The following is a 25,176-nucleotide window of genomic DNA, read 5'->3' on the forward strand; positions in this document are numbered from 1 at the left end:
CGGTTCTCCTCGTGGTCGGGGGCCCCGGGGGATCCGCACCGGGTCTCGTCGGGTGCCAATCCGCATCGGCGTCCCCTTGTTCCCGCCCCGGTCGCCGCCGCGCTGTGCCGGAGCTCCCACCGCGCACGCGACTGCTGTCGCCCCTCCGTGGGAAGCTCGCCGACGTGGCCGCACCCAACCTGACCCGCATCGATGCCGCTGCCCGCGCCGAGATCCTGACCGTCGAGAGCTACGACATCTCGCTCGACGTCACCGACGGCGCCGGCCATCCCGGCGAACGCACCTTCGAGTCGACGACGACCGTCGTGTTCGGCTGCCGGGAACCCGGCGCCTCGACGTTCATCGACCTCGTCGCCGACGGCCTCCGCTCGGCCACCCTGAACGGCGTCGAGCTCGACGTCAGCACGTGGACGGAGGAGGTCGGGCTCCCGCTGCCCGACCTCGCCGAGCAGAACACCCTCGTCGTCACCGCCGACTGCCGGTACTCCAACAGCGGGGAGGGCCTGCACCGCTTCCTCGACCCCGAGGACGGGCAGGTCTACCTCTACACGCAGTTCGAGGTCGCCGACGCCAAGCGGATGTTCGCCTGCTTCGACCAGCCCGACCTCAAGGCCACCTTCACGCTGCACGTGACGGCGCCCTTCGACTGGCAGGTCGTCTCCAACAGCGGCGACCGCACCATCGAGGCCGGGGACGGCGGATCGCAGCTGGTGCACTTCGCGCCGACCAAGCGCATCTCGACCTACCTCGCCGCACTGATCGCCGGGCCGTACGCCAAGGTGACCGACTCGCACGACGGCATCCCGCTCGGCCTGTACTGCCGGGCCAGCCTGGCGCAGTACCTCGACCCCGACGAGCTGTTCCGGGTCACCAAGCAGGGCTTCGACTTCTACCACCGGGTGTTCGACTACCCGTACCCGTTCGACAAGTACGACCAGCTCTTCGTGCCCGAGTTCAACGCCGGGGCCATGGAGAACGCCGGCGCGGTCACCTTCCTCGAGGACTACGTGTTCCGCTCGAAGGTGAGCCGGGCGCGGTACGAGCGCCGGGCGGAGACGGTGCTGCACGAGCTGGGCCACATGTGGTTCGGCGACCTGGTGACCATGCGCTGGTGGGACGACCTCTGGCTCAACGAGTCCTTCGCGACCTACATCAGCACGCTGTGCCAGGCCGAGGCCACCGAGTACACGACGGCCTGGACGACGTTCGCCAACACCGAGAAGGCGTGGGCGTACGCGCAGGACCAGCTGCCCTCGACCCACCCGATCGCCGCCGACATCCCCGACGTCGCCGCGGTCGAGGTGAACTTCGACGGCATCACCTACGCCAAGGGCGCCTCGGTGCTCAAGCAGCTGGTCGCCTACGTCGGCCGGGACGAGTTCTTCGCGGGCGTGCGTCGCTACTTCCGCCAGCACGAGTACGGCAACACCACGCTCGCCGACCTCCTCGGGCCGCTGTCGGAGAGCTCCGGGCGCGACCTCAGCGAGTGGGCCGACCAGTGGCTGCGGACCAGCCAGGTGAACACGCTGCGGCCGGTCTTCGAGCTCACCGAGGACGGCCGGTACGGCAGTTTCGCCATCGAGCAGAGCGCCGTGGCCGAGCACCCGGTGCTGCGCAACCACCGCCTGGCCGTCGGCCTCTACAGCGAGGGCCCCGAGGGGCTGACCCGGACCGCCCGGGTGGAGCTCGACGTCGCCGGCGCCCGCACCGAGGTGCCGGACCTGGTGGGCCACCCGGCCGCCGACCTCGTGCTGGTCAACGACGACGACCTGACCTACGCCAAGCTGCGGCTCGACGAGCGCTCGCTGGCCACGCTGCGCGCCCGCATCGGGGCGCTGACCGATCCCCTGGCCCGGGCGCTGTGCTGGTCGGCGGCGTGGGACATGACCCGCGACGCCGAGCTGCCGGCCCGCGACTGGGTCGACCTGGTGCTTGCCGGCGTGGACACCGAGAGCGAGAGCAGCGTCGTGCAGTCGCTGCTGGCCCGCGTGCAGACGGCGCTGAACAGCTTCGCCGACCCGACGTGGGCACCCACCGGCTGGGCGCGGCTGGGTGACCACGCGCTGGCCGCGCTGGAGGCCGCGCCGGCCGGCAGCGACCAGCAGCTGCTCTGGTCGCGCACGCTGGCCAGCGCCGCCCGCACCGACGAGCACGTCGCGGCGCTGCGCGGCCTGCTCGACGGGTCCCGGACGATCGAGGGCCTGGAGGTGGACGCCGACGCGCGGTGGGCGTTCCTGCACGGTCTCGTGGCCGTCGGCGCAGCCGGGGACGCCGAGATCGCGGCCGAGGAGGCCCGCGACGCCACCGCCACCGGTGTGCGGCGGGCGGCCACGGCGCGCGCCCTGCGGCCCACCGCCGAGTCGAAGGCCGAGACGTGGCGGCAGGCGTTCCACGACGACGAGGTGCCCAACGCCGTGCACGAGGCGATCGTGGCCGGCTTCTGGCACCCGGCCCAGCGGGAGCTGACCGCCGAGTACGTGGACCGCTACTTCGCCGACGTCCGGCCCATCTGGGACCGGCGGCCGGGCGAGATCGCGAAGAACGCCGTCCAGTACCTGTTCCCGGCCGTGGTCGAGCCGCGCACCCTCGTCGCGGCGGACGCCTGGCTGGCCGACGCCTCCCAGCCGGCGGCGCTGCGGCGGCTGATCTTCGAGGGCCGGGACGGCATCGCCCGCGCGCTCCGGGCCCGGGAGCGGGACGCCGAAGCCGGCCTCTGAGCCAGGAACGACGAGGCCCCGCCCACCGATCAGGTGGGCGGGGCCTGTGTCGTCCTGCGCGGTCCGAAGGACCGCGATGACTCAGCGGTGGGTCGGGCGGCCCGCCTGGTCGGACAGCTGGCGCAGCCCGTTGATGATGCCGCCGACCAGGTCGCCACCGGCGAAGGCGGTGGTCATCGAGAGGACCGCGAGCGCACAGGCGCGGTCGGGCAGCCGGCGGGCGGCGGCGGAGCCCGTGACGACCTCCACCACGCGCTGCCCGGGCGAGACGGCGATGAGCACGCCCTCGGCGGTGATGCCGCCGGAGTGCGCGTGCAGCTCCTCGGCGCGGGCGCGGGTCGGGGTGCCCAGGTCGCCGACGTAGAGGGTGAAGCGCAGGCCGGTCTCCCGCGAGGAGAGCGTCAGCGCCTCGTCGACGCGGGCCAGCTCGCGGAAGCTGAAGATCTGGTCGAGGGGCTCGTCCGTGCGGGACGCCATCGTCGAGGACGTGGCGGTGTCGTGGGACTCGACTTCGAGCGCGCGGGTCATCGCGGGCCTCCGGGCAGGTCGATCGCGGATGCGGAGGGAGTCGTGGTCAGGGTGTTCACCAGGTGCCCCGGGCCCCACCGAGCGGACCGGCCGGCTTCGCGCCGGCCGGGAGCGCGGCGTGCCCGTCGCCGTGGGCCCCGCCGTGCGCGGGGCCGTCCGGGTGCGGCTCGTACCAGACCGGGGCGTGCTCCCAGGGCTGCCCCGGCTTGTAGCGGGGGCGCCGGTTCCGCACGCCCGGCGCGATGGTCAGCAGGGCGAGCACCAGGATCACGGCCAGTGGCCCCCCGGCGAAGACGAGGATGGTCTCGGCAACGGTCACGGCGCTCAACTTACCGGCACCGCACGCCGTCAGCCCGCCCGCTCCCCCCAGACGTCCGGGTGTCGGTGCGCCCAGGGCCGCGCGGCCTCCAGCTGGGCCGACAGCGAGATCAGGGTGAGCTCGTCGGCGGGCCGGCCGACCAGCATGCTGCCCATCGGCAGCCCCTCCGCCGTCCGGTGCAGCGGCACGCTGATCGCCGGCTGACCGGTGACGTTGTACAGCGCGGGGAAGGCGGAGTAGCGCTTGGTGCGCTCGAAGTCCTCGGCGCCGTCGCCGTCGCCGTCGAACCAGCCCACCGGACGCGGGGTCATGGTGACCACGGGGGCGAGCAGGACGTCGTAGGTGGCGGTCGCCCGCAGGAACCGGCGCGCGGCCGAGCGCAGGGTGGCCAGCGCGAGCATCGCGTCCCGGGCCGACAGCGCCAGGCCGCGGGCGCGCAGCTCCCGCGTGAGGGGCCGCAGCTCGCCCACCCGGTCGGGCGGGACGGGCAGCGTGACCGCGGACAGCGCCCACACCTGCTCGAAGGCCGGCATGACCTCCGGACCGAGCAGCCCGTCCGGAGCCGCCTCCACCCCGTGCCCGAGGTCGGCGAGCAGGTTCGCGGCGTCGGCCAGGGCGGCGGCGGCCTCGGGCTGCAGCACCCCCGACACCGACGACGGCACGACCCCGATCCGCAGCGGCCCGGGCGCACGATCGGCCGCGGCCAGGAACGTCTCCCCCGGCGGCAGCGGAGCCGCCCAGGAGGGATCACCGAGCTCCGGGCCGGCCATCGCGTCGATCATCGCGGCGGCGTCGCGCACCGTCCGCGCGAGCGGGCCGGAGGTGACCAGCCCGGTGGTCTCGCTGCCCAGCGGCGCGTTGCTGACCCGCCCGCGGGCGGGCTTGAGGCCCACCAGCCCGTTGATGCTCGCCGGGATCCGGATCGAGCCGCCGCCGTCGCTCCCCTGGGCGAACGGCACGAGGCCGGCCGCCACCGCGACCGCCGCACCCCCGCTGGAGCCGCCGGCCAGCAGGCGTGGATCCCAGGGGCAGCGGGCCGGGCCGACCACGTCGTTGTCGGTGTAGCAGGGGAAGCCGAACTCGGGGGTGTTCGTCTTGCCCAGGCTGATCGTCCCGGCCGCGGCCAGCCGGGTGACGACGGCGTCGTCGACGGCGGGCACGTGATCGGCGGTGACCCGCGAGCCGTAGGTGGTCCGGACGCCGGCGGTGTTGGTGAGGTCCTTGATCGCCGTGGGCACGCCGAGCAGCGGAGGCAGCCGGCCGCCGTCCCGCACGCGGCGCTCGGCCGCGGCGGCGGCGGACAGCGCGCGCTCGGGCGTGACCGTGATGAAGGCGCCGAGCCGCGCGTCGAGGGCCTCGATCCGGGAGAGCGCGTGCCGCACGAGCTCGATGGGGCTGACCTCGCCGGCCCGGACGGCGGCGGCCTGCTCCAGCGCGGTGAGGTCGTGCAGCTGCGTCACGGGCGGCGACGCTAGCGGCAGCTGCGCCCACCCCCGGGACCACGGCGGGCCGGCGGTCCCGTACACAGGGGGTCATGGACCTCTCCCGTGCCGCCGCGGAGGCCCTCGATGCGGCCGATCCCCTCGCCGGGTTCCGTGCCCGCTTCGCCGGCGCCGACGAGACCGGCCCCGACCGGCTGCTCTACCTCGACGGCAACTCGCTGGGCCGCATGCCGCTGGCCACCCCGGCCGCCGTGACGCGCGTGGTCGAGCAGGAGTGGGCGCGCGGGCTGGTCGGCTCGTGGTCGCAGTGGATCGGAGCGGCGACGCGCCTGGGCGACGAGCTCGGCGCGGGCGTGCTGGGCGCCGGCCCCGGGCAGGTGCTGGTCGGCGACTCGACGACGGTGAACCTCTACAAGCTGCTGGCCGCCGGTGCCGCCGCCCGCCCGGACCGCGACGTGCTGGTCTGCACCGCCGACGACTTCCCCACCGACCGGTACGTCGTCGCCGGGGTCGCCGAGGCGCGCGGGATGACCGTGCGCGAGATCGACGCCGACATCGACGAGGGCCTGGACCTCGCGGTGCTCGCGGCGGCGCTGGACGAGCGCGTCGCCGTCGTCGTCCTGTCGCTCGTGGCCTACCGCTCGGGCGCGCTGGCCGACGTCGCCGAGGTGACCCGGCTGGTGCACGAGGCCGGCGCCCTGCTGCTGTGGGACCTCTCGCACGCGGTCGGCGCGGTGCCGGTCGACCTCGACGCCACCGGCGCCGACCTGGCCGTGGGCTGCACCTACAAGTACCTCAACGGCGGCCCGGGCGCCCCGGCGTTCCTCTACGTGCGGCGCGACCTCCAGGAGGAGCTGCGCTCCCCCATCCAGGGCTGGTTCGGCCAGCGCGACCAGTTCGAGATGGGCCCGGCCTACGAGCCGGCCGAGGGCATCGAGCGCTTCGGCGTCGGCACGCCGCCGGTCATCGGCATGGCCGCGGTGGAGGTGGGCGCCGGCCTGGTGGCCGAGGCGGAGATCGGCGCGCTGGCCGCCAAGGGCCGCACGATGACCGACCTGCTCGTCGCGCTCGGCGACGAGTGGCTGGTGCCGGCCGGGGTGGCGCTGGCCTCACCGCGGGAGGCGGCCCGGCGCGGCTCGCACGTCACCTTCGCCCACCCGCAGGCGTGGCAGCTCACCCAGGCGCTGGTCGACCGGGGCGTGGTGCCGGACTTCCGCACGCCCGACCGCGTGCGCCTGGGGCCGGCGCCGCTCTACACGCGGTTCGTCGACGTCTGGGACGCCATGGACCGGTTCCGGGCGATCCTGGCCGACCGCTCCTACGAGGCGTTCCCGGCCGAGCGCGCGCGGGTCACCTGACGCTCACTCCGGTGCGGCGACGCCGATCGGGTTGCCCGCCGGCCACTCCCCCGCGGTGACGACGGCGCGGCGCACCGGCCGCAGCAGCTCCGCGAGCCGGTCGCAGCCCTGCGCGCCGAGCGCCTGCCACGGGCCCAGGGCGAGCCGGTCGGTGTCGGCCTCGACCGCGGCGACCACGGCCAGGCCGTCGGCGGTGAGCGCGCCGTCGGCCAGCCAGCCGCGGTCGGCCAGGCGGGCGGCGCCGTCGTCCCAGGCGGCGTCGTCCCACCCGCGCGCCTTCTGCAGCCACGCCCGGTCGGACCGGCCGGCCGCGGCGGCGAGCACGTGCGCCTGCACGCCGTCGACCTCGCGCGCCACCAGCGCGACGGTGTGGCCGTCGCCGCGGTGCTCGCGGAGCGTGGTGAGCGCCTGCCACAGCTCCAGATGCGGCTCCGCGGGGACGGCCACCGCGGTGTTCGCGGCGGCGAGGGGGCGGCCGGGGGCGTCGACGGCGGCCGCCGCGGCCGTGGCGAGATCCCGGGCCTCGCGCACGTCGTCGGAGCCGGTCCACTCCTCGCCCAGCACGCGGCGGATCGCGGCGTCCACCCCGGCCAGCCGGGCGTCCAGGGCCGCGGCCGGGCTCACCGCGTCCCACACCGCCGGCACGCGCCGGGCGACGAAGCCGGGCGCGAAGTTGACGAACGTGGCCGTGACGACCTCCGCGCCGACGGCGCCCAGCGGCGCCGCGCGGCCGGCGAAGTAGCCCGACCAGAAACCGCGCAGGCCGGCCGCCTCGAACTGAGCGGCCGCCTCGCCGGCGAAGTAGGTGAGCGCGTGGAACGGCTCGGCCAGGGCCCAGAGCAGGCGGGCGGTCGCGGGTGAGGTCATGCGCTCACGCTCTCAGGCATGCCCAGCCACTCCCGCCAGCGCGGATCGACGGTGCGGTGGCCCAGCAGCCGCCAGGCGGCACCCGTCGGCGTGCGCGGCGCCTGCGGGAGGGACCAGCCGAGCTCGGCCAGCGAGCGATCCGCCTTGGTGTGGTTGCACCGGCGGCAGGCGGCGACGACGTTGTCCCAGGTGTGCGTGCCGCCCCGGCTGCGCGGGACGACGTGGTCGATGCTGGTCGCCGACCCCCCGCAGTAGACGCAGGTCTGGCCGTCGCGGGTGAAGACCGCCCGCCGGGACAGCGGCACCGACGACGGGTAGGGCACGCGCACGTAGCGGGTCAGCCGGACCACGACCGGGACCGGCAGGCTCACCGTCTCGGCGTGCACGACGTCGGCGGTCGAGTCGACGGCGACGGCCTTGTCGGCGAGCACCAGCACGATGGCCCGCCGGCTGGAGACGACGCACAGCGGTTCGAAGGTCGCGTTGAGCAGCAGGGATGCGCCCGTGGTGCCGGGCGAGGGCACGGGCAGGACCGCTGGGACGGGGTCGCGGCGCGGACCGGGCTGGCCCGCCGTCGACGACCCGGGCACGGAACGCGGCACGGATCACCTCCGGTCGCCCCGGACCGCCGGTGGCTCCGAGACCCGCGGGCTGCCCCATTCTGACCCGGCGGAGCCGCGGGCGTCGCCCTCGGGCCCGCCGCGGGCACGGGCGGTGGCTCTACCGTGGCCGGATGCGCTATCCCGACGCCCCCCGGCTCGACCTGGTCGAGGACCTGCACGGCCACGCAGTCGCCGACCCCTACCGCTGGCTGGAGGACGCCGAGGACCCGCGAACCGTCGCCTGGAGCGAGGCGCAGGACGCGCTGGCCGCTGAGGTGCTGGCGGGCCTGCCGCTGCGGGCGGAGTTCGCCGCGCGGATGCAGGAGCTGGTGCACGCCGGCGCCGTGGGGCTGCCGGTGTGGCGGGGCGCGCGTGCCTTCTCGACCCGCCGCGACCCGGGCCAGGAGCACGCGGTGCTGCGGGTGACCGAGGCCGACGGCACGGTGCGGGTGCTGGTCGACCCGATGGCGCTGGACCCCGCGGGCACCACGACGCTGGACGCCTGGTCGCCGTCGATCGAGGGCGACCGGCTGGCGTACCAGCTCTCCGTGGGCGGCGACGAGGAGTCCCAGCTGTACGTGCTCGACGTGGCCAGCGGCGAGCTGCTCGACGGGCCGGTCGACCGCTGCCGCTACTCCCCCGTCGCCTGGCTGCCGGGGGGCGAGGAGCTGTTCTACGTCCGCCGGCTCGCCCCCGAGCTGGTGCCCGCCGACGAGCAGCAGTTCCACCGGCGGGTCTGGCGCCACCGGGTGGGCGGCGACCCGGCCGACGACGTCCTCGTGCACGGCGAGGGCAGCGACCCCGCCAGCTACTTCGGGGTGCACACCAGCCGGGACGGCCGCTGGCTGGTCGTCTCCCGGTCGGTCGGCACCGCACCCCGGGACGACGTCTGGCTGGCCGACCTCTCGGCCGGCGGCGCGCTGCGCGAGTTCCAGGTGGGCGTGGACGCCCAGACCTCGGCCTGGGTGGCCCGCGACGGCCGGCTCTGGCTCCTGTCGGACCGGGACGCCCCGCGCTGGCGGCTCGCGGTCGCCGATCCGGCGGAACCCGCCACCTGGGCGCCTGCGGCCTGGCGGGACGTCGTCCCCGAGCAGCGGGACGGCGTGCTCTCCGACGTGACCCTGGTCGACGGCCCCGACGGCGGGCTGCAGGTGCTGGCCGTGCACGCCGTGGACGCCACCGACCGGCTCTCCGTCTGGGCCGCGGACGGCTCGGGCCGCACCGGCGCGGTACCCGCCCCCGGCGCCGGCAGCGTCTCCGGCGTCGTCTCCCGGCCCGAGGGTGGCAGCGAGGCCTGGGTCGGTTACACCGACTACGCCACGCCGCCCTCGGTGCTGCGCTGGGACGCCGGCACGCCGGGCGCGCTGGAGGACTGGGAGCGGGCCGCCGTCGCCGGCGCCGTCCCGGAGCTGACCGTCGTCGAGACGCACGCGACCTCGGCCGACGGAACGCCGGTGCACCTGTTCGTGCTGTCCGGGACCGGCACCCCGGACGCCCCGCGGCCGACCGTGCTCTACGGGTACGGCGGCTTCAACGTCTCCCTCACCCCCGCCTACAGCGCGCAGGCGCTGTCCTGGGTCGCGGCGGGCGGTGTGTGGGCGGTGGCCAACCTGCGCGGCGGGTCGGAGCACGGCGAGGACTGGCACCGGGCCGGGATGCGCGAGCGCAAGCAGAACGTCTTCGACGACTTCGTCGCCGCCGGCGAGCACCTGGTCGCCGGGGGCTGGACGACGCACGCGCAGCTCGGCGTCTTCGGCGGCTCCAACGGTGGCCTGCTGGTCGGGGCGACGCTCACCCAGCGCCCCGACCTCGCCGCCGCCGTCGTCTGCAGCGCGCCGCTGCTGGACATGGTCCGGTACGAGCTGTTCGGTCTGGGGCGCACCTGGAACGACGAGTACGGCACCGCCGACGACGCCACCGAGCTGGGCTGGCTCCTGGGCTACTCGCCGTACCACGCGGTCCGGGAGGGAGCGGCGTACCCGGCGGTGCTGTTCACGACCTTCGAGTCCGACACCCGGGTGCACCCGCTGCACGGCCGCAAGCTGGCCGCCGCCCTCCAGCACGCGACGACCGCCGCGGCGCCCGTCGTGCTGCGGCGGGAGGTCTCGGTGGGACACGGCGCGCGGGCGGTCAGCCGCACCGTGGGGCTGGCCGCCGACCAGCTCGCGTTCCTGGCGCGGCACACCGGTCTGGATCCGTCCGAAAACTCTGAGGGTGGCCTTCGCTGACACAGCGGGTCGCGCCTGTCAGTATTTCGGTGATGAACAGGTCACTAACCGTGGTCGGGCTCCGCTGACCGCGGCCGCGCCGGAAGAGGTGATCCCCGCCCGGCCCGCCACGTACCGCGAGGTCTTCGCCGTCGCGGAGTTCCGGCCGCTGTTCGGCACGTTCCTGCTCTCGACCGCGGGCGACGAACTCGCCCGCGTCGCGCTGACCGTGCTCGTCTTCCAGCGCACGAACTCCCCGCTGCTGTCCGCGCTCACCTTCGCGATCAGCCACTTCCCGTGGCTGATCGGCGGGCCGCTGCTGTCGACCCTGGCCGACCGGCTGCCCCGGCACCGCGTGCTCATCACCACCGACGTCGTCCGCGCCCTGCTCCTCGCGCTGATGGCCGTCCCCGGCATGCCGCTGCTGGTGCTGCTCGGGCTGCTGCTGCTGGTCTCGCTGTGCGCGCCACCCTTCGAGTCGGCCCGCTCGGCGCTGATGGCCGACGTGCTCGACGGCGAGCGCTACGCCGTCGCGACCTCCCTGACCACGGTCACCCTGCAGGTCGCCCAGGTCGTCGGCTTCCTCGTCGGCGGCGCGCTGGTCGCGGTCCACCCCTCGCTGGCGCTGGGCATCGACGCGGTCACCTTCGCGGTGTCGGCGCTGTGGCTGTCCGCCCGCCTGCAGCGCCGGCCGGCGCCCGCGCCGCCCGAGGCCGGCCGGTCCCTGTGGCGCGACGCCGCCGCCGGGCTGCGCTTCATCGGCCGCACCCGGCGGATGGTCGCGATCATCGCCGTCCTCTGGGTCGCCGCGCTGTTCGGCAACGCGTGGGAAGGCATCGCCGCCCCGCTCGCCTCCCAGCTCGGCGGCGGCAGCATGGCGATCGGCGTGCTGCTCGCCGCCAACCCGGCGGGCGTGGTGATCGGCGGGCTGCTGCTGGGCAGGCTGGTGACGCCGGGCCGCCGGGAACGGCTGGTCGTGCCGCTGGTGCTCCTGTCCCTGGCCCCGCTGCTGGCCGGCGGGATCGTGGTCGCGCTCGCCGGCGCGAGCTGGCCCTCGTTCACGACGCTGCTGGCCCTGCTGTTCGTGTCGGGCCTCGGGTCCGCGTGGCTCATCCCGCTCAACATCGCCTTCGTGCAGGCGACACCGGCGGCCTATCGCGGCCGCGCCTTCGGTGTCGCGGTCAGCGGGCTCTACGGCGTGCAGGGCATCGGGGCACTGGCCGCCGGGCTCGCCGCCGAGGGCGTGGCCCCCAGCGGTGTGCTCGCGCTGTGCGGGGGGATCGGAATGATCGCCGTCGCCCCGGCGCTGATTGCCTATCGACGGACGCACGACCGGTCGTCCGTCCCGATCGACGTCGAGGGAGCACCGCGGGAATGAGCGAGTCGAGGCGGCTGCCGTCGGCCCGGACCTTCTACGAGGAGGTCGGTGGGCAGGCCACCTTCGAGCGGCTCGTGGCCCGGTTCTACGCCGCCGTGCGCACCGACCCGGTCCTGGCGCCGCTGTACCCCCAGGACGACTGGGCGGGTGCCGAGCTCCGGCTGCGCCAGTTCCTGGAGCAGTACTGGGGCGGTCCGACGACCTACTCCGACCAGCGCGGCCACCCGCGGCTGCGGATGCGGCACGCCCCCTTCGCCATCGGCCCGGCCGAGCGCGACGCCTGGATCTCGCACATGCGCGACGCCGTCGACTCCCTCGGGCTCCCGGCCGACCAGGACGCCACCCTCTGGGGCTACCTGGTCAACGCGGCCGGCAGCATGCAGAACCGCTTCCCCGCCGACGCGGACGCGGACCGCGCTCCCCGCCGATGACCGACGCGTGGTGGCGGGACGCCGTCTTCTACCAGGTCTACATCCGCAGCTTCGCCGACGGGAACGGCGACGGCGTCGGTGACCTCGCGGGCCTGCGCGGCCGGCTGACCTACCTGCGCGACCTCGGCGTCGACGCGCTGTGGATCACGCCCTTCTTCCCCTCCCCGATGGCCGACCACGGGTACGACGTCGCGGATCCGCGCGACGTCGCCCCGGTGTTCGGCGACCTCGCCGAGTTCGACGCACTGCTCTCGGAAGCGCACGCGCTGGGCCTGCGGATCACGATCGACGTGGTGCCCAACCACAGCTCGCACGAGCACGAGTGGTTCCAGGCGGCGCTCGCCGCCGGGCCCGGATCGCCGGAGCGCGCGCGGTACCTGTTCCGCGACGGCAGCGGCCCCGACGGCAGCGAGCCGCCGAACAACTGGCCCTCGGTGTTCGGCGGGCCGGCCTGGACCCGTGTGCCGGACGGGCAGTGGTACCTGCACATCTTCGCCCCCGAGCAGCCGGACCTGAACTTCGGCAACCCCGAGGTGCTGGGCGACCTCGAGGAGACGCTGCGCTTCTGGCTGGACCGCGGGGTCGACGGCTTCCGCATCGACGTCGCCCACGGCATGGCCAAGCCCGACGGCCTGCCCGACATGGTGCCCATGGACGACACCGGGCTGCTCGACGACCACGGCCCCGGGGACCACCGCTTCGACCAGGACGGCGTGCACCTCGTGCACCGCCGGATCCGGGCGGTGCTCGACCGGTACCCCGGCACCATGGCCGTGGGCGAGGTGTGGGTCTCCGACGACGAGCGGCTGGCCCGGTACCTGCGCCCCGACGAGCTGCAGCTGGCCTTCAACTTCAAGCTGCTGACGGCGGAGTGGACCCCGACCGCCCTGCGCGACGCCGTCGTGCACTCGCTGGCCGCCGTCGAGGACAGCCCCGCACCGGCGTGCTGGGTGCTCTCCAACCACGACCGGCCGCGCCACGTCACCCGCTACGGCGACGGCGAGCTCGGCACCCGCCGGGCCCGGGCGGCCGCGCTGCTCCAGCTCGCGCTGCCGGGGGTGGCCTACCTCTACAACGGCGACGAGCTCGGCATGCCCGACGTCGACCTGCCCGACGACGCGCTGCAGGACCCGATCTGGTTCCGGTCCGGTGGCAAGGAGCGCGGCCGCGACGCCTGCCGCATCCCCGTGCCGTGGTCCGGCACCGAGCCCTCCTACGGCTTCTCGTCGCGCCCCGACACCTGGCTGCCGATGCCCGAGGGCTGGGCGGCGCTGACCGCCCAGGCCCAGGCCGCGGACCCGGCGTCGATGCTGTCGCTGTACCGGGCCGCACTGGCCCTCCGCTCGTCCTCGCCCGCGCTGACCGGCGAGGGCCTGCAGTGGTTGCCGTCACCCGACGGATGCCTGGCCTTCCGGCGTCCCGGCGGGCTGGTGTGCCTGGTGAACCTGTCGGGCGCGGACGTCCCGCTGCCCGAGGGGACCGTCCTCCTGGCCAGCGCCGACGTCGCCGGCGGGCATCTCCCGGACGACGCCACCGCCTGGCTGGTGGCCTGACCCGCCGCCGGCCCGGCGGGTGACGGCGCCGGTCGGGCCGTAGTGCAGACTCTCCCGTGATCCGGAGCGCCGGCCGTGGGGCCGGTGCCGACCCGCCGTCCAGGAGGATTTGTGGCCACCGCCTCGATGCCCGCGCTGCCCATGCGCCCGCTCGTTCTCGCCGACCTCGTGCCCGCCGTGCGCGCGCGCAACGTCGTGCTCGTGGCCCTCGGGGTCCTGCTCACCGCCGCGCTGGCCCAGGTCTCGGTGCCGGTCCCGGGTTCGCCGGTGCCGATCACCGGCCAGACGCTGGCGGTCGTGCTCACCGCCGCCGCGCTCGGCCCGGTGCGGGGCATCGCGGTGCAGGTGGCCTACATGGCCTGCGCGCTGGTGGGCCTGCCGTTCTACTCCGAGGCCAGCGGCGGTGTCGACGTCGTCTTCGGCGCGACCGGTGGCTACGTCGTCGGCTTCATCCCTGCCGCCCTCCTCATCGGCCTGGGCGCCCGCCACGCCATGGACCGCAACCCCCTCAAGGCCGTGCCGCTGTTCATCGCCGGCCAGGCGGTCGTCTTCGCCGTCGGTGTGCCGTGGCTCGCCGTCTCGGCGGACCTGTCGGCCGCCCAGGCGCTCGACGCCGGCTTCTACCCGTTCATCCTCGGTGGGCTGGTGAAGGCCGGGGTCGCCGCCGCGGTGCTCGGCACCGCCTGGAAGGCCGCCCGCCGGGCCTGACACCCCTCGCACACGACCCCCGGACGCCGTCGGCGTTCGGGGGTCGCTGCGTTCGGGGGGCGCTGCGTCCGGCGAGGCGCGTCAGGCCGGCGGGGCCTCGTCGGCCCAGCGGGCGAGGAACTCCTTCTCCTCGGGCGTGAGCCGGCGGGGGCGCACGATGGCGAAGTCGAACGGGACGATCTTGGTGCTGCCGGTGACCGCGAGCTGGCCGTGGTCGAAGAGCTCGTACCGGCACAGGAAGGTCGCCGCGCGGACGTCGGTGATCCACACGTCGACCTGCAGCGGCGTCGAGGAGTAGACGACCTGGCGCTTGTAGGCGATCTCGTGCGCGGCGACGATCAGCCCGCGCCGCTGCCCGGTCCGCAGGTCGTGGGTGGGCTGCTCGCGGAACAGGCTGATGCGGGCCATCTCGAAGTAGCCGAGGAAGGCCACGTTGTTGATGTGCTGGTAGGCGTCCATGTCCGACCAGCGCATCGGTACCTCCGCGGTGTGCCTCACACCGCCACCCTGCCGTACGGCGGTCCCGGGCCGCGCACGGACCTGCCGGGAGCCCTACCGTGGCCCGGTGGGAGACCCCTGGCCCGCGGACCTGCCGGGCGTGCTCGCGCTGCCCTCGGGCCGACGGGTGCTCGGGCGCTCGGTGCGGGCGGCACCGCCGGCCCCGGAGCCGGAGTTCGGCGTCTACCTCGCGCGCCGCCGGCCGCCGGGGACCGCCTGGGAGCAGGTGTGGGTGCCCTGGCGCGACTTCGGGCTGCCGGCGGACACCGACGCGCTGCGGCTGGCTCTGTCGACGGCCTGGGTGCACGCGGCCGACCGGCGGGTGGAGGTGGCCTGCGGCGGCGGGACCGGTCGCACCGGCACGGCGCTGGCCTGCCTGGCCGTGCTGGACGGCGTAGCCGCCGACGAGGCCGTGGCGTTCGTCCGGCACCACTACCGGCGGCGGGCCGTCGAGACCCGGTGGCAGCGCCGGTTCGTGCTCCACTTCGACGGCGAACTGCCCGGGCCCTCGGCGACCGCCTGACCGACGCACGACGGCCGGCGCGGAGCAGGTGCTCCGGGCCGGCCGTCGTGGGTCGTGCGAGCGCGCGGGTCAGTCGCGGGAGAGCTTGCGGTAGGTCGCCCGGTGCGGGCGGGTCGCCTCCACGCCGAGCCGCTCGACCTTGTTCTTCTCGTAGTCGTCGAAGTTGCCCTCGAACCAGAACCACTTCGAGTCGCCCTCGTAGGCGAGGATGTGCGTCGCCACCCGGTCGAGGAACCACCGGTCGTGGCTGACCACGACGGCGCAGCCGGGGAACTCGAGCAGCGCGCTCTCGAGGCTGGTCAGCGTCTCGACGTCCAGGTCGTTGGTGGGCTCGTCGAGCAGGAGCAGGTTGCCGCCCTGCTTGAGGGTGAGGGCGAGATTGAGACGGTTCCGCTCCCCACCGGACAGCACGCCGGCCAGCTTCTGCTGGTCGTGGCCCTTGAAGCCGAAGGCCGCGATGTAGGCGCGCGAGGGCATCTCGACGTTGCCGACCTTGATGTGGTCGAGGCCGTCGGAGACGACCTCCCACAGCGTCTTCTTCGGGTCGATGCCACCGCGGCTCTGCTCGACGTAGGAGAGCTTGACGGTCTCGCCGACCTTGATCTCGCCCTCGTCGGGCTTCTCCTCGCCGACCAGCATCTTGAACAGCGTGGTCTTGCCGGCACCGTTGGGGCCGACGACGCCGACGATGCCGTTGCGCGGCAGGGTGAACGACAGGTCGTCGATCAGCACGCGGTCGCCGAAGCCCTTGGTCAGCTTGCTGGTCTCGACCACGACGCTGCCCAGGCGCGGGCCCGGCGGGATCTGGATCTCCTCGAAGTCCAGCTTGCGGAACTTGTCGGCCTCCGCGGCCATCTCCTCGTAGCGGGCCAGGCGGGCCTTGCTCTTCGCCTGGCGGGCCTTGGCGCCGGAGCGCACCCACTCCAACTCGTCCTTGAGCCGCTTGGCGCGCTTGGCGTCCTTGGCCCCCTCGACCTGCAGGCGGGCGGCCTTGGTCTCGAGGTAGGTGGAGTAGTTGCCCTCGTAGGGGTAGGCGCGGCCCCGGTCGAGCTCGAGGATCCACTCGGCGACGTTGTCGAGGAAGTACCGGTCGTGGGTGACGGCGACGACGGTGCCGGCGTACTTCTCGAGGTGCTGCTCCAGCCACGCGACGCTCTCGGCGTCGAGGTGGTTGGTCGGCTCGTCGAGGAGCAGCAGGTCGGGCGCCTCGAGCAGCAGCCTGCACAGCGCCACGCGGCGGCGCTCACCACCGGAGAGGACGGTGACGTCGGCGTCACCCGGCGGGCAGCGCAGCGCGTCCATGGCCTGCTCGATGCGGGCGTCGAGCTCCCAGCCGTCCTGGTTCTCGATGATCTCCATGAGCTCGCCCTGCTCGGTGAGGAGCGAGTCGAAGTCGGCGTCGGGCTCGCCCATCGCCGCGCTGACCTCCTCGAAGCGGGTCAGCGCGTCGCGCAGCGGCTTGACCGCCTCCTCGACGTTGCCCCGCACGTCGAGCGCCTCGTTCAGCGGCGGCTCCTGCAGCAGGATCCCGACCGTCGCCTCCGGAGCGAGCGTCGCCTCACCGTTGGAGGGCTGCTGCATGCCGGCCATGATCTGGAGCACGGTCGACTTGCCGGCGCCGTTGGGGCCGACGACGCCGATCTTCGCGCCGGGCAGGAACGACAGGGTGACGTTGTCGAGGATCACCTTGTCGCCGTGCGCCTTGCGCGCGCGGACCATCGTGTAGATGTACTGAGCCACTGGGCTTCGGAGCCTTCCGTCGTCTCGCGAGCGGGGGCGGGCCGGCGTCCCCGGCCCGGCCCCCATGCGTTCTCACCTCCGATCCTCCCAGCCCGGGGCAACTAGGCGTGCGCGGGCTGTGCGGTGAGGTCGTCGGCGTCCAGGGAGTTCAACGCGCCCTCGGCGTCCACGTAGTCCCGTCCGGCCCGAGGTTCGGCATCCGGGCCCGGGAAGTCCGGCGCGTCGGCCGCGTCCGGGCCCGACGGCGCGGCCGAGTGCTCGTCGGCGGCCCGGCCGGACTTGTCCCGGGTGAACAGCGCCCGCCCCTTCTGCAGGTTGGGCCCCACGGCGAACGCCTTGATGCGCGGCTTGCTGCGCGGACCGGCGTCGGACTCCCAACTGTGGGTGGTCAGGGCCCCGTGCACGATGACCGGGTCGCCCTTGCTGATGCTCGCGGCCACGTTGCCGCTCAGCGCGTTCCAGCACTCGACGTCGACCCAGAGGGTTCCGCCGTCGACGAACTGCTCGGTCGCGGCGTCGTAGCGCCGCGCCGTCGACGCGAGCCGGAAGTTGGTCACCGCGCCGTTCTGGGTGTTGTTGCGACGCGGTGCGTCGACGACGTTGCCGACGACGGTGACGGTGGTGTCGTTCACGGTGCTCCTCGGGGGTGCTGCGCCGGACGGCGCGGCCGACGCGATGCCGGCCTGCTCCGACCCTGGGCTGCGCGGCACCGCTGCGGACCCGTCCCGGCCGATCTGTGGACGCGCCCCACCCCTGTGGACGACGTCGCCGAGCGTCCCGGAACCGGAGCCACCCCGCGATGCGATGATCGGCGACCGAGCGCCCGTAGCTCAGCGGATAGAGCACCGGACTTCTAATCCGACGGTCGCAGGTTCGAATCCTGCCGGGCGCGCCGACGCCGTGCTCCAGACGGTACGAATCCGTCCGCTGACCCTGTGATTAGGACCACACGTCACGGGTAGTCGGGCCCCGGCCACGGGACAAAGTCGGACCTCCACAGGGGTGACGGATGCGGAAGTCCATGCGCGCGCGCGGTACGGCACGGACGCCCGGGAACCGGCGTCACCGGGCACTGCTGCTCGCCGCAGCGGTGATCGGGAGCGCCGGGTTCTTCAGCGGGGTGAGCGCCTCCACCGGCGACGGCGGCGGGCTGCAGGAGGCCGACGCCGAGACCAGCACCGAGCGGCCCGCGACCTCACCGCTGTCCCGAGGGGCCCCCGACGGTGCGATCACCCTGCCGCCGCTGCCCGCCGCGGTCCCCCGGCCCCAGCCGGCGACGCCCGCGGTGATCACCGGGCTGGCCGAGAACGGCATCCCCAACGTCGCGCTGAACGCCTACCGCGTCGCCGCGACCCGGATGAACGCCTCGAAGCCCACGTGCGGCATCGACTGGTCGCTGCTGGCCGCCATCGGCCGCGTCGAGTCCAACCACGGGCGCTACGGCGGCGCCACGCTCAACCCGGACGGCACCTCGACCCCCGAGATCCGGGGACCGGCCCTCAACGGCGTGCAGTTCGCCTTCATCTCCGACTCCGACGACGGCGCCTTCGACCGCGACAGCCAGTACGACCGCGCCGTCGGGCCCATGCAGTTCATCCCGACCACCTGGCGCTCCTACGCCGTCGACGCCGACGGGGACGGCACGACCGATCCCTTCGACATCGACGACGCGAGCCTGGCTGCCGCCAACTACCTCTGCACGGCCGGGGGCGACCTGCGCACCGACGCCGGGCAGCGCAAGGCGGTCTTCGCCTACAACCACTCCGACGAGTACGTCGCGCAGGTGCTCGCGCTCGCCCGGTCCTACGCGACCGGCGTCCCGGTCGACTCGCTGCCGCTCAGCGGCGACACGAGCAGCCCCGTTCCCCCGCCCTCCGGGAGCTTCCGCTCGCCGGCGGCACCCGGCCCGGCGCTGGGGGTCCGCGACACCACCCCCGCCTCCGGGGACACGGTCCTGCTCGGCGGCAACCCCGGGGCGCCACCCCCCTCGGGCGACGCCCCGGCCGGCCAGCCGGGCGCACCGGCACAGCCCGGCGGAGGGAGCGGCGCCCCGGCACCGGCGGGCGGCGGTGGGAGCGGCGCCGTACCTGCTCCCGGCAACGGGGGCGGAGCGCCGGCTCCCGCGCCGGCCCCGGCGGCGCCGGCCCCGCCGGCTCCCGCCGCGCCCGCGCTGCCGCTCCCGCTGCCCCCCGCCCCGCTGCCGGCGCCGGCCCTCCCCGCGCCCGCGCCGTCACTGCCCCCGCCGCCGCCGGTCGTCGAGCTGGTCCCCGGCGTCACCTGCACCCTCCTGGGCCCGCTCGGGGTGAAGCTGATCCCGGGCCTGCCGGTCTGCCCGTGACCGACCCCGGACGCCGACGAGCCCCCGACCGCGCGATGCGGCCGGGGGCTCGTCGGTTCACCGTCCCGTTCGACTCCGCCTCGTCAGGAGGCCGGCGTCGCAGAGGCGGTCAGTACCAGACTTTTCGTCCTCCGACCGCGCGCCCGGTCGCCCCGAGCACGTAGAGGACCGCACCCACGACGAGCAGGATGATCCCGATCGTGGTGAGGATCGGGATGCTGGCGAAGATGCCGATCAGGAGCAGGATCAAGCCGAGGATGAGCATGCAGATCTCCGTCCAGAGGTGAAGCGGGTCGGGCCGGACGGTAGCCACGACCGCGCCCGCGACACCTCGACGCTCCGACGATCACCCGTTCGTGATCGACTCGACGCACGGACGGGCCGCTCCCCCGTCGTCGTCAGCACCGGTCACCCCTCGCGTCCTGGCTTCTGCGCCGGCGGGCGGAAGACCGCGAAGGGGTCGGTGACCTCGAGCTGCGGCGAGGCGAACCGGTAGAGCGCCGCCGGCCGGCCACCCGACCGGCCGGGCGGCGCCTGCTCCCCCGTGGCCTCCAGCACGCCCCGGCGCAGCAGCACCCGCTGCAGGTTGGTCGCGGTGACGTCGTAGCCCAGGGCCGCGACGTAGACCTCCCGCAGCTCGGCGACCGTGAACTCCGGCGGGGCCAGCGCGAAGCCCACGTTGGTGTACGAGAGCTTCGACCGGAGCCGATGCAGCGCGGACCGCACGATCGAGCCGTGGTCGAACGCCGTCGCGGGCAGCGCGTCGACCGGGTGCCAGGCGGTGTCGTCGGGCAGCGCCGGGTCCAGGTGCGAGGGGATCAGCCCGAGGTATGCCGTCGCCACCGTGCGGCCGCGGGGATCGCGGCCGGGTTCGCTGCGGGTCTCCAGCTGCTCGAGATGGCCCAGCACCTCCACCTCCACCTTGGCGGCCAGCTGCCGCGCCACCGAGGCCCCGAGGGTCTCCTCCGCCAGCAGCGGCCCCCCGGGCAGCGCCCAGGCGCCGGCGAAGGGCTCGTTGGGCCGCTGCCACAACATCGCGTGCAGCCGCCGGTCGCGGACCTGCAGCACCACGGCCAGCGCCTGGTGCGGGAAGGCCGGGCGCTCCGGCGACGACCAGACGGATCCCATGCCCGGGAATGCTAGGGTCTGATCCGAGGTTTTCGCCTGATAGTCAGAAACCACACTCGACGGAGGTCCCCCGTGACCGCGACGCTGCCCGCCTCTCCCGCTGCCTCCTGGACCCCCGACCAGTGGCAGGACTGGCGCGACGAGGTCCGCCGGCTGGCCCGCGAGAAGGACGTCGTCATCCTGGCGCACAACTACCAGGCGCCCGAGATCCAGGACGTCGCCGACCACGTGGGCGACTCCCTGGCGCTCTCCCGGCTCGCGGCCGCCAGCGAGGCGAGCACCATCCTGTTCGCCGGCGTCCACTTCATGGCCGAGACGGCGAAGATCCTGGCGCCCGAGAAGACGGTCCTCGTGCCCGACGCGAACGCCGGGTGCTCGCTGGCCGACACGATCGACGCCGACCAGCTGCGCGCCTGGAAGGCCGAGCACCCGGGCGCCGTCGTCGTCTCCTACGTGAACACCTCGGCGGAGGTGAAGGGCGAGACCGACATCTGCTGCACCTCGTCCAACGCCGTCGAGGTCGTCGAGTCGATCCCGGCCGACCGCGAGATCCTCTTCCTCCCCGACCAGTTCCTCGGCGCGCACGTCCAGCGGGTCACCGGCCGGCAGAACATGCGCATCTGGATGGGCGAGTGCCACGTGCACGCCGGCATCTCCCCCACCGACCTGCGTGCCAGCGTCGAGGCCGCGCCCGACGCCGAGCTGCTCGTGCACCCCGAGTGCGGCTGCGCGACCAGCGCGCTGTGGATGGTGAGCGACGGGCAGCTGCCCACCGAGCGGGTGCACATCCTCTCCACCGGCGGGATGCTCGACGAGGCCCGCCGGACGACGGCGAAGCGCGTCCTGGTCGCCACCGAGATCGGCATGCTGCACCAGCTGCGCCAGGCCAACCCGACCACGTCGTTCGAGCCGGTCAACTCCCGCGCCTCCTGCCCGTACATGAAGATGTCGACGCCGGAGAAGCTGCTGCGCGCGCTCCGCGAGGGCCGCGACGAGGTGACGGTCGACCCGCAGGTGGCCGCCCGCGCCCGCGCCGCCGTCGAGGCCATGGTCGCCATCGGCACGCCGTCACCGGTCGGTGAGTGACGTGCCCGGCGTCGCCACCCTGGCGCCGTCCGTCGTCGCCGCGCTGCCGCTCCCGGCCGCCGGCCGCGAGGAGGTCACCGACGTCGTCGTCGTGGGCAGCGGCGCAGCGGGGCTGATGACCGCCGTCGCGCTGGCCGAGGCCGGGCGCGCGGTCACCGTCGTCACGAAGGGCGAGCTGGGCGCGGGGAGCACGCCGTGGGCGCAGGGCGGGCTCGCCGCCGTCCTGGGCGACGACGACGCCGCGGAGCTGCACGTGCAGGACACGCTCGTCGCCGGTGCGGGGCTCTGCGACGAGACGGCCGTGCGCACGCTGGTCGCCGAGGCGCCGCGGGCGATCGCGGAGCTGCAGGACCTCGGCGCGCGGCTGGACCTCGCCGCGGACGGCCGGCCGGCGCTCACCCGCGAGGGCGGGCACAGCCGCGACCGGATCGTGCACGCCGGCGGTGACGCCAGCGGGGCCGAGGTCACCCGGACCCTGGCCGCCGCCCTGCGCGCCCGGGGCATCGCCGTCCTCGAGCACACCGTCGCCCTCGACGCCCTGCGCGCCGCGGACGGCCGGGTCGCCGGGCTGCGGGTCGCCCGGATCGCCGACGGCGGCGCACTGGTCGACGTCGCCGACCTGCGCGCCCGCGCCGTGGTGCTGGCCACCGGCGGCTACGGACAGGTGTTCACCGCGACCACCAACCCCGCGGGCGCCACCGGCGACGGGCTGGCGCTCGCCCTGCGCGCCGGCGCGGAGGTCGCCGACGTCGAGCTCGTGCAGTTCCACCCCACCGCGCTCTGGACCGGCGCCGGCGCCTCCGGGCAGCAGCCGCTGGTCTCCGAGGCGGTGCGCGGTGAGGGCGCGGTCCTGGTCGACGCGGACGGGAACCGGATCATGGCCGGAGCGCACCCGCTGGCCGACCTCGCGCCCCGGGACGTCGTCTCGGCGACCATCGCCGCCCACCTCCGGGCGACCGGCGCCGACCACGTGTTCCTCGACGCCCGTCACCTGGGTGCGGCGTTCCTCGAGCGCCGCTTCCCCGGCATCGCGCAGGCGTGCCGCGACGCCGGCCTCGACCTGACCGGTGCGCCCGTGCCGGTCGTGCCCGCCGCGCACTACGCCTGCGGGGGCGTGCTCGCCGACCTGGACGGGCGGACCGGCGTCCCCGGGCTGTTCGCCGTGGGCGAGATCGCGTGCACCGGCGTCCAGGGCGCCAACCGGCTGGCGTCGAACTCGATCACCGAGGGGCTGGTCGCGGCTCGCCGCTGCGCGGAGCTGCTCGCGACCGACCTGCCCCCGTTGGCCGACGCCGTGCCGCCGGCCGAAGACGGTGACGTGGTCGACCCGGCCGCGCGCAGCCTGATCACGGCGGTCACCACCCGGCACGCCGGCGTGCTCCGCGACGCCGAGGGCCTGGCCGGGCTGGCCCGGACGCTGGCCGCCGTCGACCGGAGTGCCGCACCGCTCGACCTGGCCGCGGTCGAGGCCACCGCGCTGCACACCGTCGCGACCCTGCTCGCCTCCGCCGCCCTGGCGCGCCCCGAGAGCCGGGGCTGCCACCGCCGGCTGGACGCACCCGGGGCCCGGCCGGAGTGGCAGGTGCGGCTGGTCCACCGGCTCGACCGCACCGGGCACGTCCGCACCTCCACCGTGCCGGTGCAGACCGGCGCCGGCGAGCGGGTGGTCGCATGACCGCGCTGCGCGACGCCGTCGCCACCGCGCTGCGGAAGGACGGGCTCGACCCGGACGCCGTCGAGCGCCTGGTGCGCACCGCTCTGGACGAGGACCTCGCCTTCGGCCCCGACGTGACGACGGAGTCCACCGTCCCGGCGGACGCCGTCGCCACCGGCGACGTCACCCCGCGGAGCGTCGGCGTGCTCGCCGGGGTGTGGGTCGCCGCCGCCGCCTTCGACCTGGTCGGCGGGCCGGCGGTGGAGATCGGCGTGCACGAGGCCGACGGCGCGACCACCGAGCCGGGGCTTCCGGTGCTCACCGTCACCGGGCCCACCCGCTCGCTGCTCACCGCCGAGCGGACCGCCCTCAACCTGATCTGCCACCTGTCGGGTATCGCCTCGCTCACCCACCGGTGGGCCGAGGCGATCGAGGGCACCGGCGCGGCGGTCCGCGACACCCGCAAGACGACGCCGGGCCTGCGGGCGCTGGAGAAGTACGCGGTGCGCTGCGGCGGCGGGGTCAACCACCGGATGGCCCTCGGCGACGCGGCACTGGTCAAGGACAACCACGTCGCGGCGGCCGGTGGCATCACGGCCGCCGTCCAGGCGGTGCGGGCGACGGCGCCGTCCATCCCGCTCGAGGTGGAGTGCGACACCCTCGACCAGGTGCGCGAGGCGATCGCGGCCGGCGTGCACCTGGTGCTGCTGGACAACTTCTCCACCTCCGACACCCGCACCGCGGTCGACCTGGTGCGCGGCACGGGCGTGCGACTGGAGGCCAGCGGCGGGCTGTCGCTCGACCGCGCCGCCGAGGTGGCCGCGACCGGCGTCGACTACCTCGCGGTCGGTGCGCTCACCCACAGCGCGCCCGTGCTCGACCTGGGCTTCGACCTCCGCTGAGAACCCGTCCCGGACTTTCGGTGCAGAAAGTCCGGGTCGGGGTGGGCGTCAGGCGGTGCGACGGTCGGGGTGCACCCAGCCGATGGCCGGGGCCACGTGCTCGACGATGTTCTGCAGCAGCCGGGCGTTGAACTCGACGCCCAGCATGTTGGGCACGGTGATCAGCAGGCTGTCGGCCTCGCGGACGGCGGCGTCCTTGGCGAGGGCCTCGGCGAGCTGGTCGGGCTCGCCGACGTAGCTCTTGCCGAACCGCGCGCGGACCCCCTCGAGGATGCCGACCTGGTCCTCCCCGCTGTCGCCGCCGAAGTACTGCCGGTCCAGGTCGCTGACGATCGGCAGCACGCTGCGGCTCACCGAGACCCGCGGCTCGCGCTCCCAGCCGGCGTCGGCCCAGGCGGCGCGGAACCGGGCGATCTGCTCGGCCTGCAGCTCGTCGAAGGGGACGCCGGTGTCCTCGACCAGCAGCGTGGAGCTCATCAGGTTCATCCCCTGCTGCGCGGTCCACTCGGCGGTCGCGCGGGTGCCCGACCCCCACCAGATGCGGTCGGCGAGACCCGGCGACTGCGGCAGGATCGGCAGCTTCCCGGGGCGACCGCCGGTCATCTTCGGGTCGGCGTCCACCATCGGCTGCCCGGAGACCGCGGCCAGGAAGAGCGCGGTCTTCTGGCGGGCGAGGTCGGCGTCGCTGCCGTCGGGGCCGGGCACGTAGCCGAAGGCCTCCGAGCCGCGCAGCGCCGTCTCCGGTGATCCCCGGCTCACACCGAGCTGCAGCCGGCCGTCGCTGAGCAGGTCGGCCGCGGCGGCCTCCTCGGCCATGTACAGCGGGTTCTCGTACCGCATGTCGATGACGCCGGTGCCCAGCTCGATCCGCGAGGTGCGGGCAGCCATGGCCGCCAGCAGCGGGAACGGGGACGCCAGCTGGCGGGCGAAGTGGTGCACCCGCACGTAGGCGCCGTCCAGGCCGATCTCCTCGGCGGCCTCGGCCAGCTCGACGGTCTGCACGAGCGCATCCCTGCCGGTGCGCACCTGCGAGCCCGGGATGGGCTGCCAGTGCCCGAAGTTCAGGAAGCCGATCTTCTTGTCCACACCGCCTCCCAGCGTCGCCGCGACGCACCGTGTTCCCGGGATGGACCGGGACGACGGCGGCGTTCCCCCGACGAGCGACCGCACCGGGCGGTCCAGCAGGAGGAGATCCCG

23 protein-coding genes and 1 tRNA gene are annotated in these 25,176 nt (G+C 74.9%); 13 read left to right on the plus strand and 11 right to left on the minus strand.

Translation table 11 applies throughout. The features are described 5' to 3' along the window. Window positions 1-164 precede the first annotated feature (164 nt). Entirely contained in the window at window positions 165-2,717 is a 2,553-nt protein-coding gene (pepN, locus tag CRP29_RS00370; RefSeq protein ID WP_097193993.1) for an aminopeptidase N, read from the plus strand. Window positions 2,718-2,798: 81 nt separating this feature from the next. Here the strand turns inward: pepN and CRP29_RS00375 are convergent, their stop codons facing one another. Genes CRP29_RS00375 through CRP29_RS00385 form a run of 3 tightly spaced genes read right to left on the minus strand, consistent with a single transcriptional unit; the run spans window position 2,799 to window position 5,024 of the window. Next, complete coding sequence (locus CRP29_RS00375; RefSeq protein WP_097193110.1) at window positions 2,799-3,245, minus strand: DUF5130 family protein; 447 nt, start codon at window positions 3,243-3,245, stop codon at window positions 2,799-2,801. A 55-nt stretch (window positions 3,246-3,300) separates the two neighbouring features. Beyond that, window positions 3,301-3,564, minus strand: coding sequence for an aa3-type cytochrome oxidase subunit CtaJ (gene ctaJ, locus CRP29_RS00380; RefSeq protein WP_097193111.1), 264 nt, complete (start codon window positions 3,562-3,564; stop codon window positions 3,301-3,303). Window positions 3,565-3,593: 29 nt separating this feature from the next. After that, entirely contained in the window at window positions 3,594-5,024 is a 1,431-nt protein-coding gene (locus CRP29_RS00385; RefSeq protein WP_097193994.1) for an amidase, read from the minus strand. A gap of 74 nt (window positions 5,025-5,098) precedes the next feature. On the opposite strand from CRP29_RS00385, the gene kynU reads away from it, so the two are divergent. Continuing rightward, a complete protein-coding gene (gene kynU / locus CRP29_RS00390) occupies window positions 5,099-6,364 on the plus strand; it encodes a kynureninase (protein WP_097193112.1) in 1,266 nt (421 codons plus the stop codon). Between the two features lie 3 nt (window positions 6,365-6,367). Here the strand turns inward: kynU and CRP29_RS00395 are convergent, their stop codons facing one another. Both CRP29_RS00395 and CRP29_RS00400 read right to left on the minus strand, forming a co-directional pair. Further along, window positions 6,368-7,231: an SCO6745 family protein gene (locus CRP29_RS00395; protein WP_097193113.1), complete on the minus strand. Its 864-nt coding sequence runs from the start codon at window positions 7,229-7,231 to the stop codon at window positions 6,368-6,370. After that, on the minus strand, window positions 7,228-7,755 hold the full coding sequence (locus CRP29_RS00400; RefSeq protein ID WP_097193995.1) for an HNH endonuclease: 528 nt from the start codon (window positions 7,753-7,755) through the stop codon (window positions 7,228-7,230). The genes CRP29_RS00395 and CRP29_RS00400 overlap by 4 nt, the downstream gene beginning before the upstream one ends. A 209-nt stretch (window positions 7,756-7,964) precedes the next feature. Between CRP29_RS00400 and CRP29_RS00405 the strand changes: the two genes are divergently transcribed. The 5 genes from CRP29_RS00405 (at window position 7,965) to CRP29_RS00425 (ending at window position 14,110) form a co-directional block, all read left to right on the plus strand. Continuing rightward, window positions 7,965-10,061, plus strand: a complete 2,097-nt coding sequence (locus tag CRP29_RS00405) for a prolyl oligopeptidase family serine peptidase (RefSeq protein ID WP_097193114.1) — start codon at window positions 7,965-7,967, stop codon at window positions 10,059-10,061. 88 nt (window positions 10,062-10,149) lie between these two features. Beyond that, window positions 10,150-11,418, plus strand: coding sequence for an MFS transporter (locus CRP29_RS00410; protein ID WP_245852222.1), 1,269 nt, complete (start codon window positions 10,150-10,152; stop codon window positions 11,416-11,418). Next, on the plus strand, window positions 11,415-11,849 hold the full coding sequence (locus tag CRP29_RS00415) for a globin (protein ID WP_097193115.1): 435 nt from the start codon (window positions 11,415-11,417) through the stop codon (window positions 11,847-11,849). Before CRP29_RS00410 ends, CRP29_RS00415 begins: the two co-directional genes overlap by 4 nt. After that, window positions 11,846-13,402 (plus strand): glycoside hydrolase family 13 protein, encoded by a 1,557-nt coding sequence (locus CRP29_RS00420; protein WP_097193116.1) that lies wholly within the window; start codon window positions 11,846-11,848, stop codon window positions 13,400-13,402. The genes CRP29_RS00415 and CRP29_RS00420 overlap by 4 nt, the downstream gene beginning before the upstream one ends. A 111-nt stretch (window positions 13,403-13,513) precedes the next feature. Further along, a complete protein-coding gene (locus CRP29_RS00425; RefSeq protein WP_217991409.1) occupies window positions 13,514-14,110 on the plus strand; it encodes a biotin transporter BioY in 597 nt (198 codons plus the stop codon). 81 nt (window positions 14,111-14,191) lie between these two features. Here CRP29_RS00425 and CRP29_RS00430 read toward each other — a convergent pair whose 3' ends face one another. After that, on the minus strand, window positions 14,192-14,608 hold the full coding sequence (locus tag CRP29_RS00430) for an acyl-CoA thioesterase (RefSeq protein ID WP_097193117.1): 417 nt from the start codon (window positions 14,606-14,608) through the stop codon (window positions 14,192-14,194). Between the two features lie 67 nt (window positions 14,609-14,675). Here CRP29_RS00430 and CRP29_RS00435 point away from each other — a divergent pair, with 67 nt between their 5' ends. After that, entirely contained in the window at window positions 14,676-15,131 is a 456-nt protein-coding gene (locus CRP29_RS00435) for a protein-tyrosine phosphatase family protein (RefSeq protein WP_097193118.1), read from the plus strand. A gap of 69 nt (window positions 15,132-15,200) precedes the next feature. Here the strand turns inward: CRP29_RS00435 and ettA are convergent, their stop codons facing one another. Together ettA and CRP29_RS00445 are read right to left on the minus strand one after the other, a co-directional pair. Then, window positions 15,201-16,871 (minus strand): energy-dependent translational throttle protein EttA, encoded by a 1,671-nt coding sequence (gene ettA / locus CRP29_RS00440; RefSeq protein ID WP_097193119.1) that lies wholly within the window; start codon window positions 16,869-16,871, stop codon window positions 15,201-15,203. Between the two features lie 101 nt (window positions 16,872-16,972). Continuing rightward, window positions 16,973-17,503 (minus strand): single-stranded DNA-binding protein, encoded by a 531-nt coding sequence (locus tag CRP29_RS00445; RefSeq protein ID WP_097193120.1) that lies wholly within the window; start codon window positions 17,501-17,503, stop codon window positions 16,973-16,975. 187 nt (window positions 17,504-17,690) lie between these two features. Here CRP29_RS00445 and CRP29_RS00450 point away from each other — a divergent pair. Continuing rightward, a tRNA-Arg gene (locus CRP29_RS00450) sits at window positions 17,691-17,763 on the plus strand. 129 nt (window positions 17,764-17,892) lie between these two features. Beyond that, a complete protein-coding gene (locus tag CRP29_RS00455) occupies window positions 17,893-19,209 on the plus strand; it encodes a lytic transglycosylase domain-containing protein (RefSeq protein ID WP_176522773.1) in 1,317 nt (438 codons plus the stop codon). 109 nt (window positions 19,210-19,318) lie between these two features. Here the strand turns inward: CRP29_RS00455 and CRP29_RS22510 are convergent, their stop codons facing one another. Both CRP29_RS22510 and CRP29_RS00465 read right to left on the minus strand, forming a co-directional pair. After that, window positions 19,319-19,474 (minus strand): DUF6131 family protein, encoded by a 156-nt coding sequence (locus CRP29_RS22510; protein ID WP_097193998.1) that lies wholly within the window; start codon window positions 19,472-19,474, stop codon window positions 19,319-19,321. Between the two features lie 143 nt (window positions 19,475-19,617). Beyond that, window positions 19,618-20,337: an NUDIX hydrolase gene (locus tag CRP29_RS00465; protein ID WP_097193122.1), complete on the minus strand. Its 720-nt coding sequence runs from the start codon at window positions 20,335-20,337 to the stop codon at window positions 19,618-19,620. Window positions 20,338-20,409: 72 nt separating this feature from the next. Here CRP29_RS00465 and nadA point away from each other — a divergent pair, with 72 nt between their 5' ends. The 3 genes from nadA to nadC are packed head-to-tail and all read left to right on the plus strand — an operon-like array spanning window position 20,410 to window position 23,979. Continuing rightward, window positions 20,410-21,423, plus strand: a complete 1,014-nt coding sequence (nadA, locus tag CRP29_RS00470; RefSeq protein WP_097193123.1) for a quinolinate synthase NadA — start codon at window positions 20,410-20,412, stop codon at window positions 21,421-21,423. Then, window positions 21,416-23,098 carry an L-aspartate oxidase gene (locus tag CRP29_RS00475; protein WP_097193124.1) on the plus strand — a complete coding sequence of 561 codons (1,683 nt, stop codon included), beginning with the start codon at window positions 21,416-21,418 and terminating at the stop codon, window positions 23,096-23,098. The genes nadA and CRP29_RS00475 overlap by 8 nt, the downstream gene beginning before the upstream one ends. Continuing rightward, complete coding sequence (nadC, locus tag CRP29_RS00480) at window positions 23,095-23,979, plus strand: carboxylating nicotinate-nucleotide diphosphorylase (RefSeq protein WP_097193125.1); 885 nt, start codon at window positions 23,095-23,097, stop codon at window positions 23,977-23,979. Before CRP29_RS00475 ends, nadC begins: the two co-directional genes overlap by 4 nt. Window positions 23,980-24,027: 48 nt before the next feature. Here nadC and CRP29_RS00485 read toward each other — a convergent pair whose 3' ends face one another. Further along, a complete protein-coding gene (locus tag CRP29_RS00485; protein ID WP_097193126.1) occupies window positions 24,028-25,065 on the minus strand; it encodes an LLM class flavin-dependent oxidoreductase in 1,038 nt (345 codons plus the stop codon). Window positions 25,066-25,176 lie beyond the last annotated feature (111 nt).

The organism is Blastococcus aggregatus, assembly GCF_900221005.1.
GTDB classification, from domain to species: Bacteria; Actinomycetota; Actinomycetes; order Mycobacteriales; family Geodermatophilaceae; genus Blastococcus; species Blastococcus aggregatus.

Coding starts and splice junctions, on each gene's coding strand:
- CRP29_RS00415 (WP_097193115.1), top strand. CDS start 11,415: ATGAGCGAGTCGAGGCGGCTGCCGTCGGCCCGGACCTTCTACGAGGAG.
- CRP29_RS00420 (WP_097193116.1), top strand. CDS start 11,846: ATGACCGACGCGTGGTGGCGGGACGCCGTCTTCTACCAGGTCTACATC.
- CRP29_RS22510 (WP_097193998.1), bottom strand. CDS start 19,474: ATGCTCATCCTCGGCTTGATCCTGCTCCTGATCGGCATCTTCGCCAGC.
- CRP29_RS00455 (WP_176522773.1), top strand. CDS start 17,893: ATGCGCGCGCGCGGTACGGCACGGACGCCCGGGAACCGGCGTCACCGG.
- CRP29_RS00395 (WP_097193113.1), bottom strand. CDS start 7,231: ATGACCTCACCCGCGACCGCCCGCCTGCTCTGGGCCCTGGCCGAGCCG.
- nadC (WP_097193125.1), top strand. CDS start 23,095: ATGACCGCGCTGCGCGACGCCGTCGCCACCGCGCTGCGGAAGGACGGG.
- CRP29_RS00375 (WP_097193110.1), bottom strand. CDS start 3,245: ATGACCCGCGCGCTCGAAGTCGAGTCCCACGACACCGCCACGTCCTCG.
- CRP29_RS00465 (WP_097193122.1), bottom strand. CDS start 20,337: ATGGGATCCGTCTGGTCGTCGCCGGAGCGCCCGGCCTTCCCGCACCAG.
- kynU (WP_097193112.1), top strand. CDS start 5,099: ATGGACCTCTCCCGTGCCGCCGCGGAGGCCCTCGATGCGGCCGATCCC.
- CRP29_RS00405 (WP_097193114.1), top strand. CDS start 7,965: ATGCGCTATCCCGACGCCCCCCGGCTCGACCTGGTCGAGGACCTGCAC.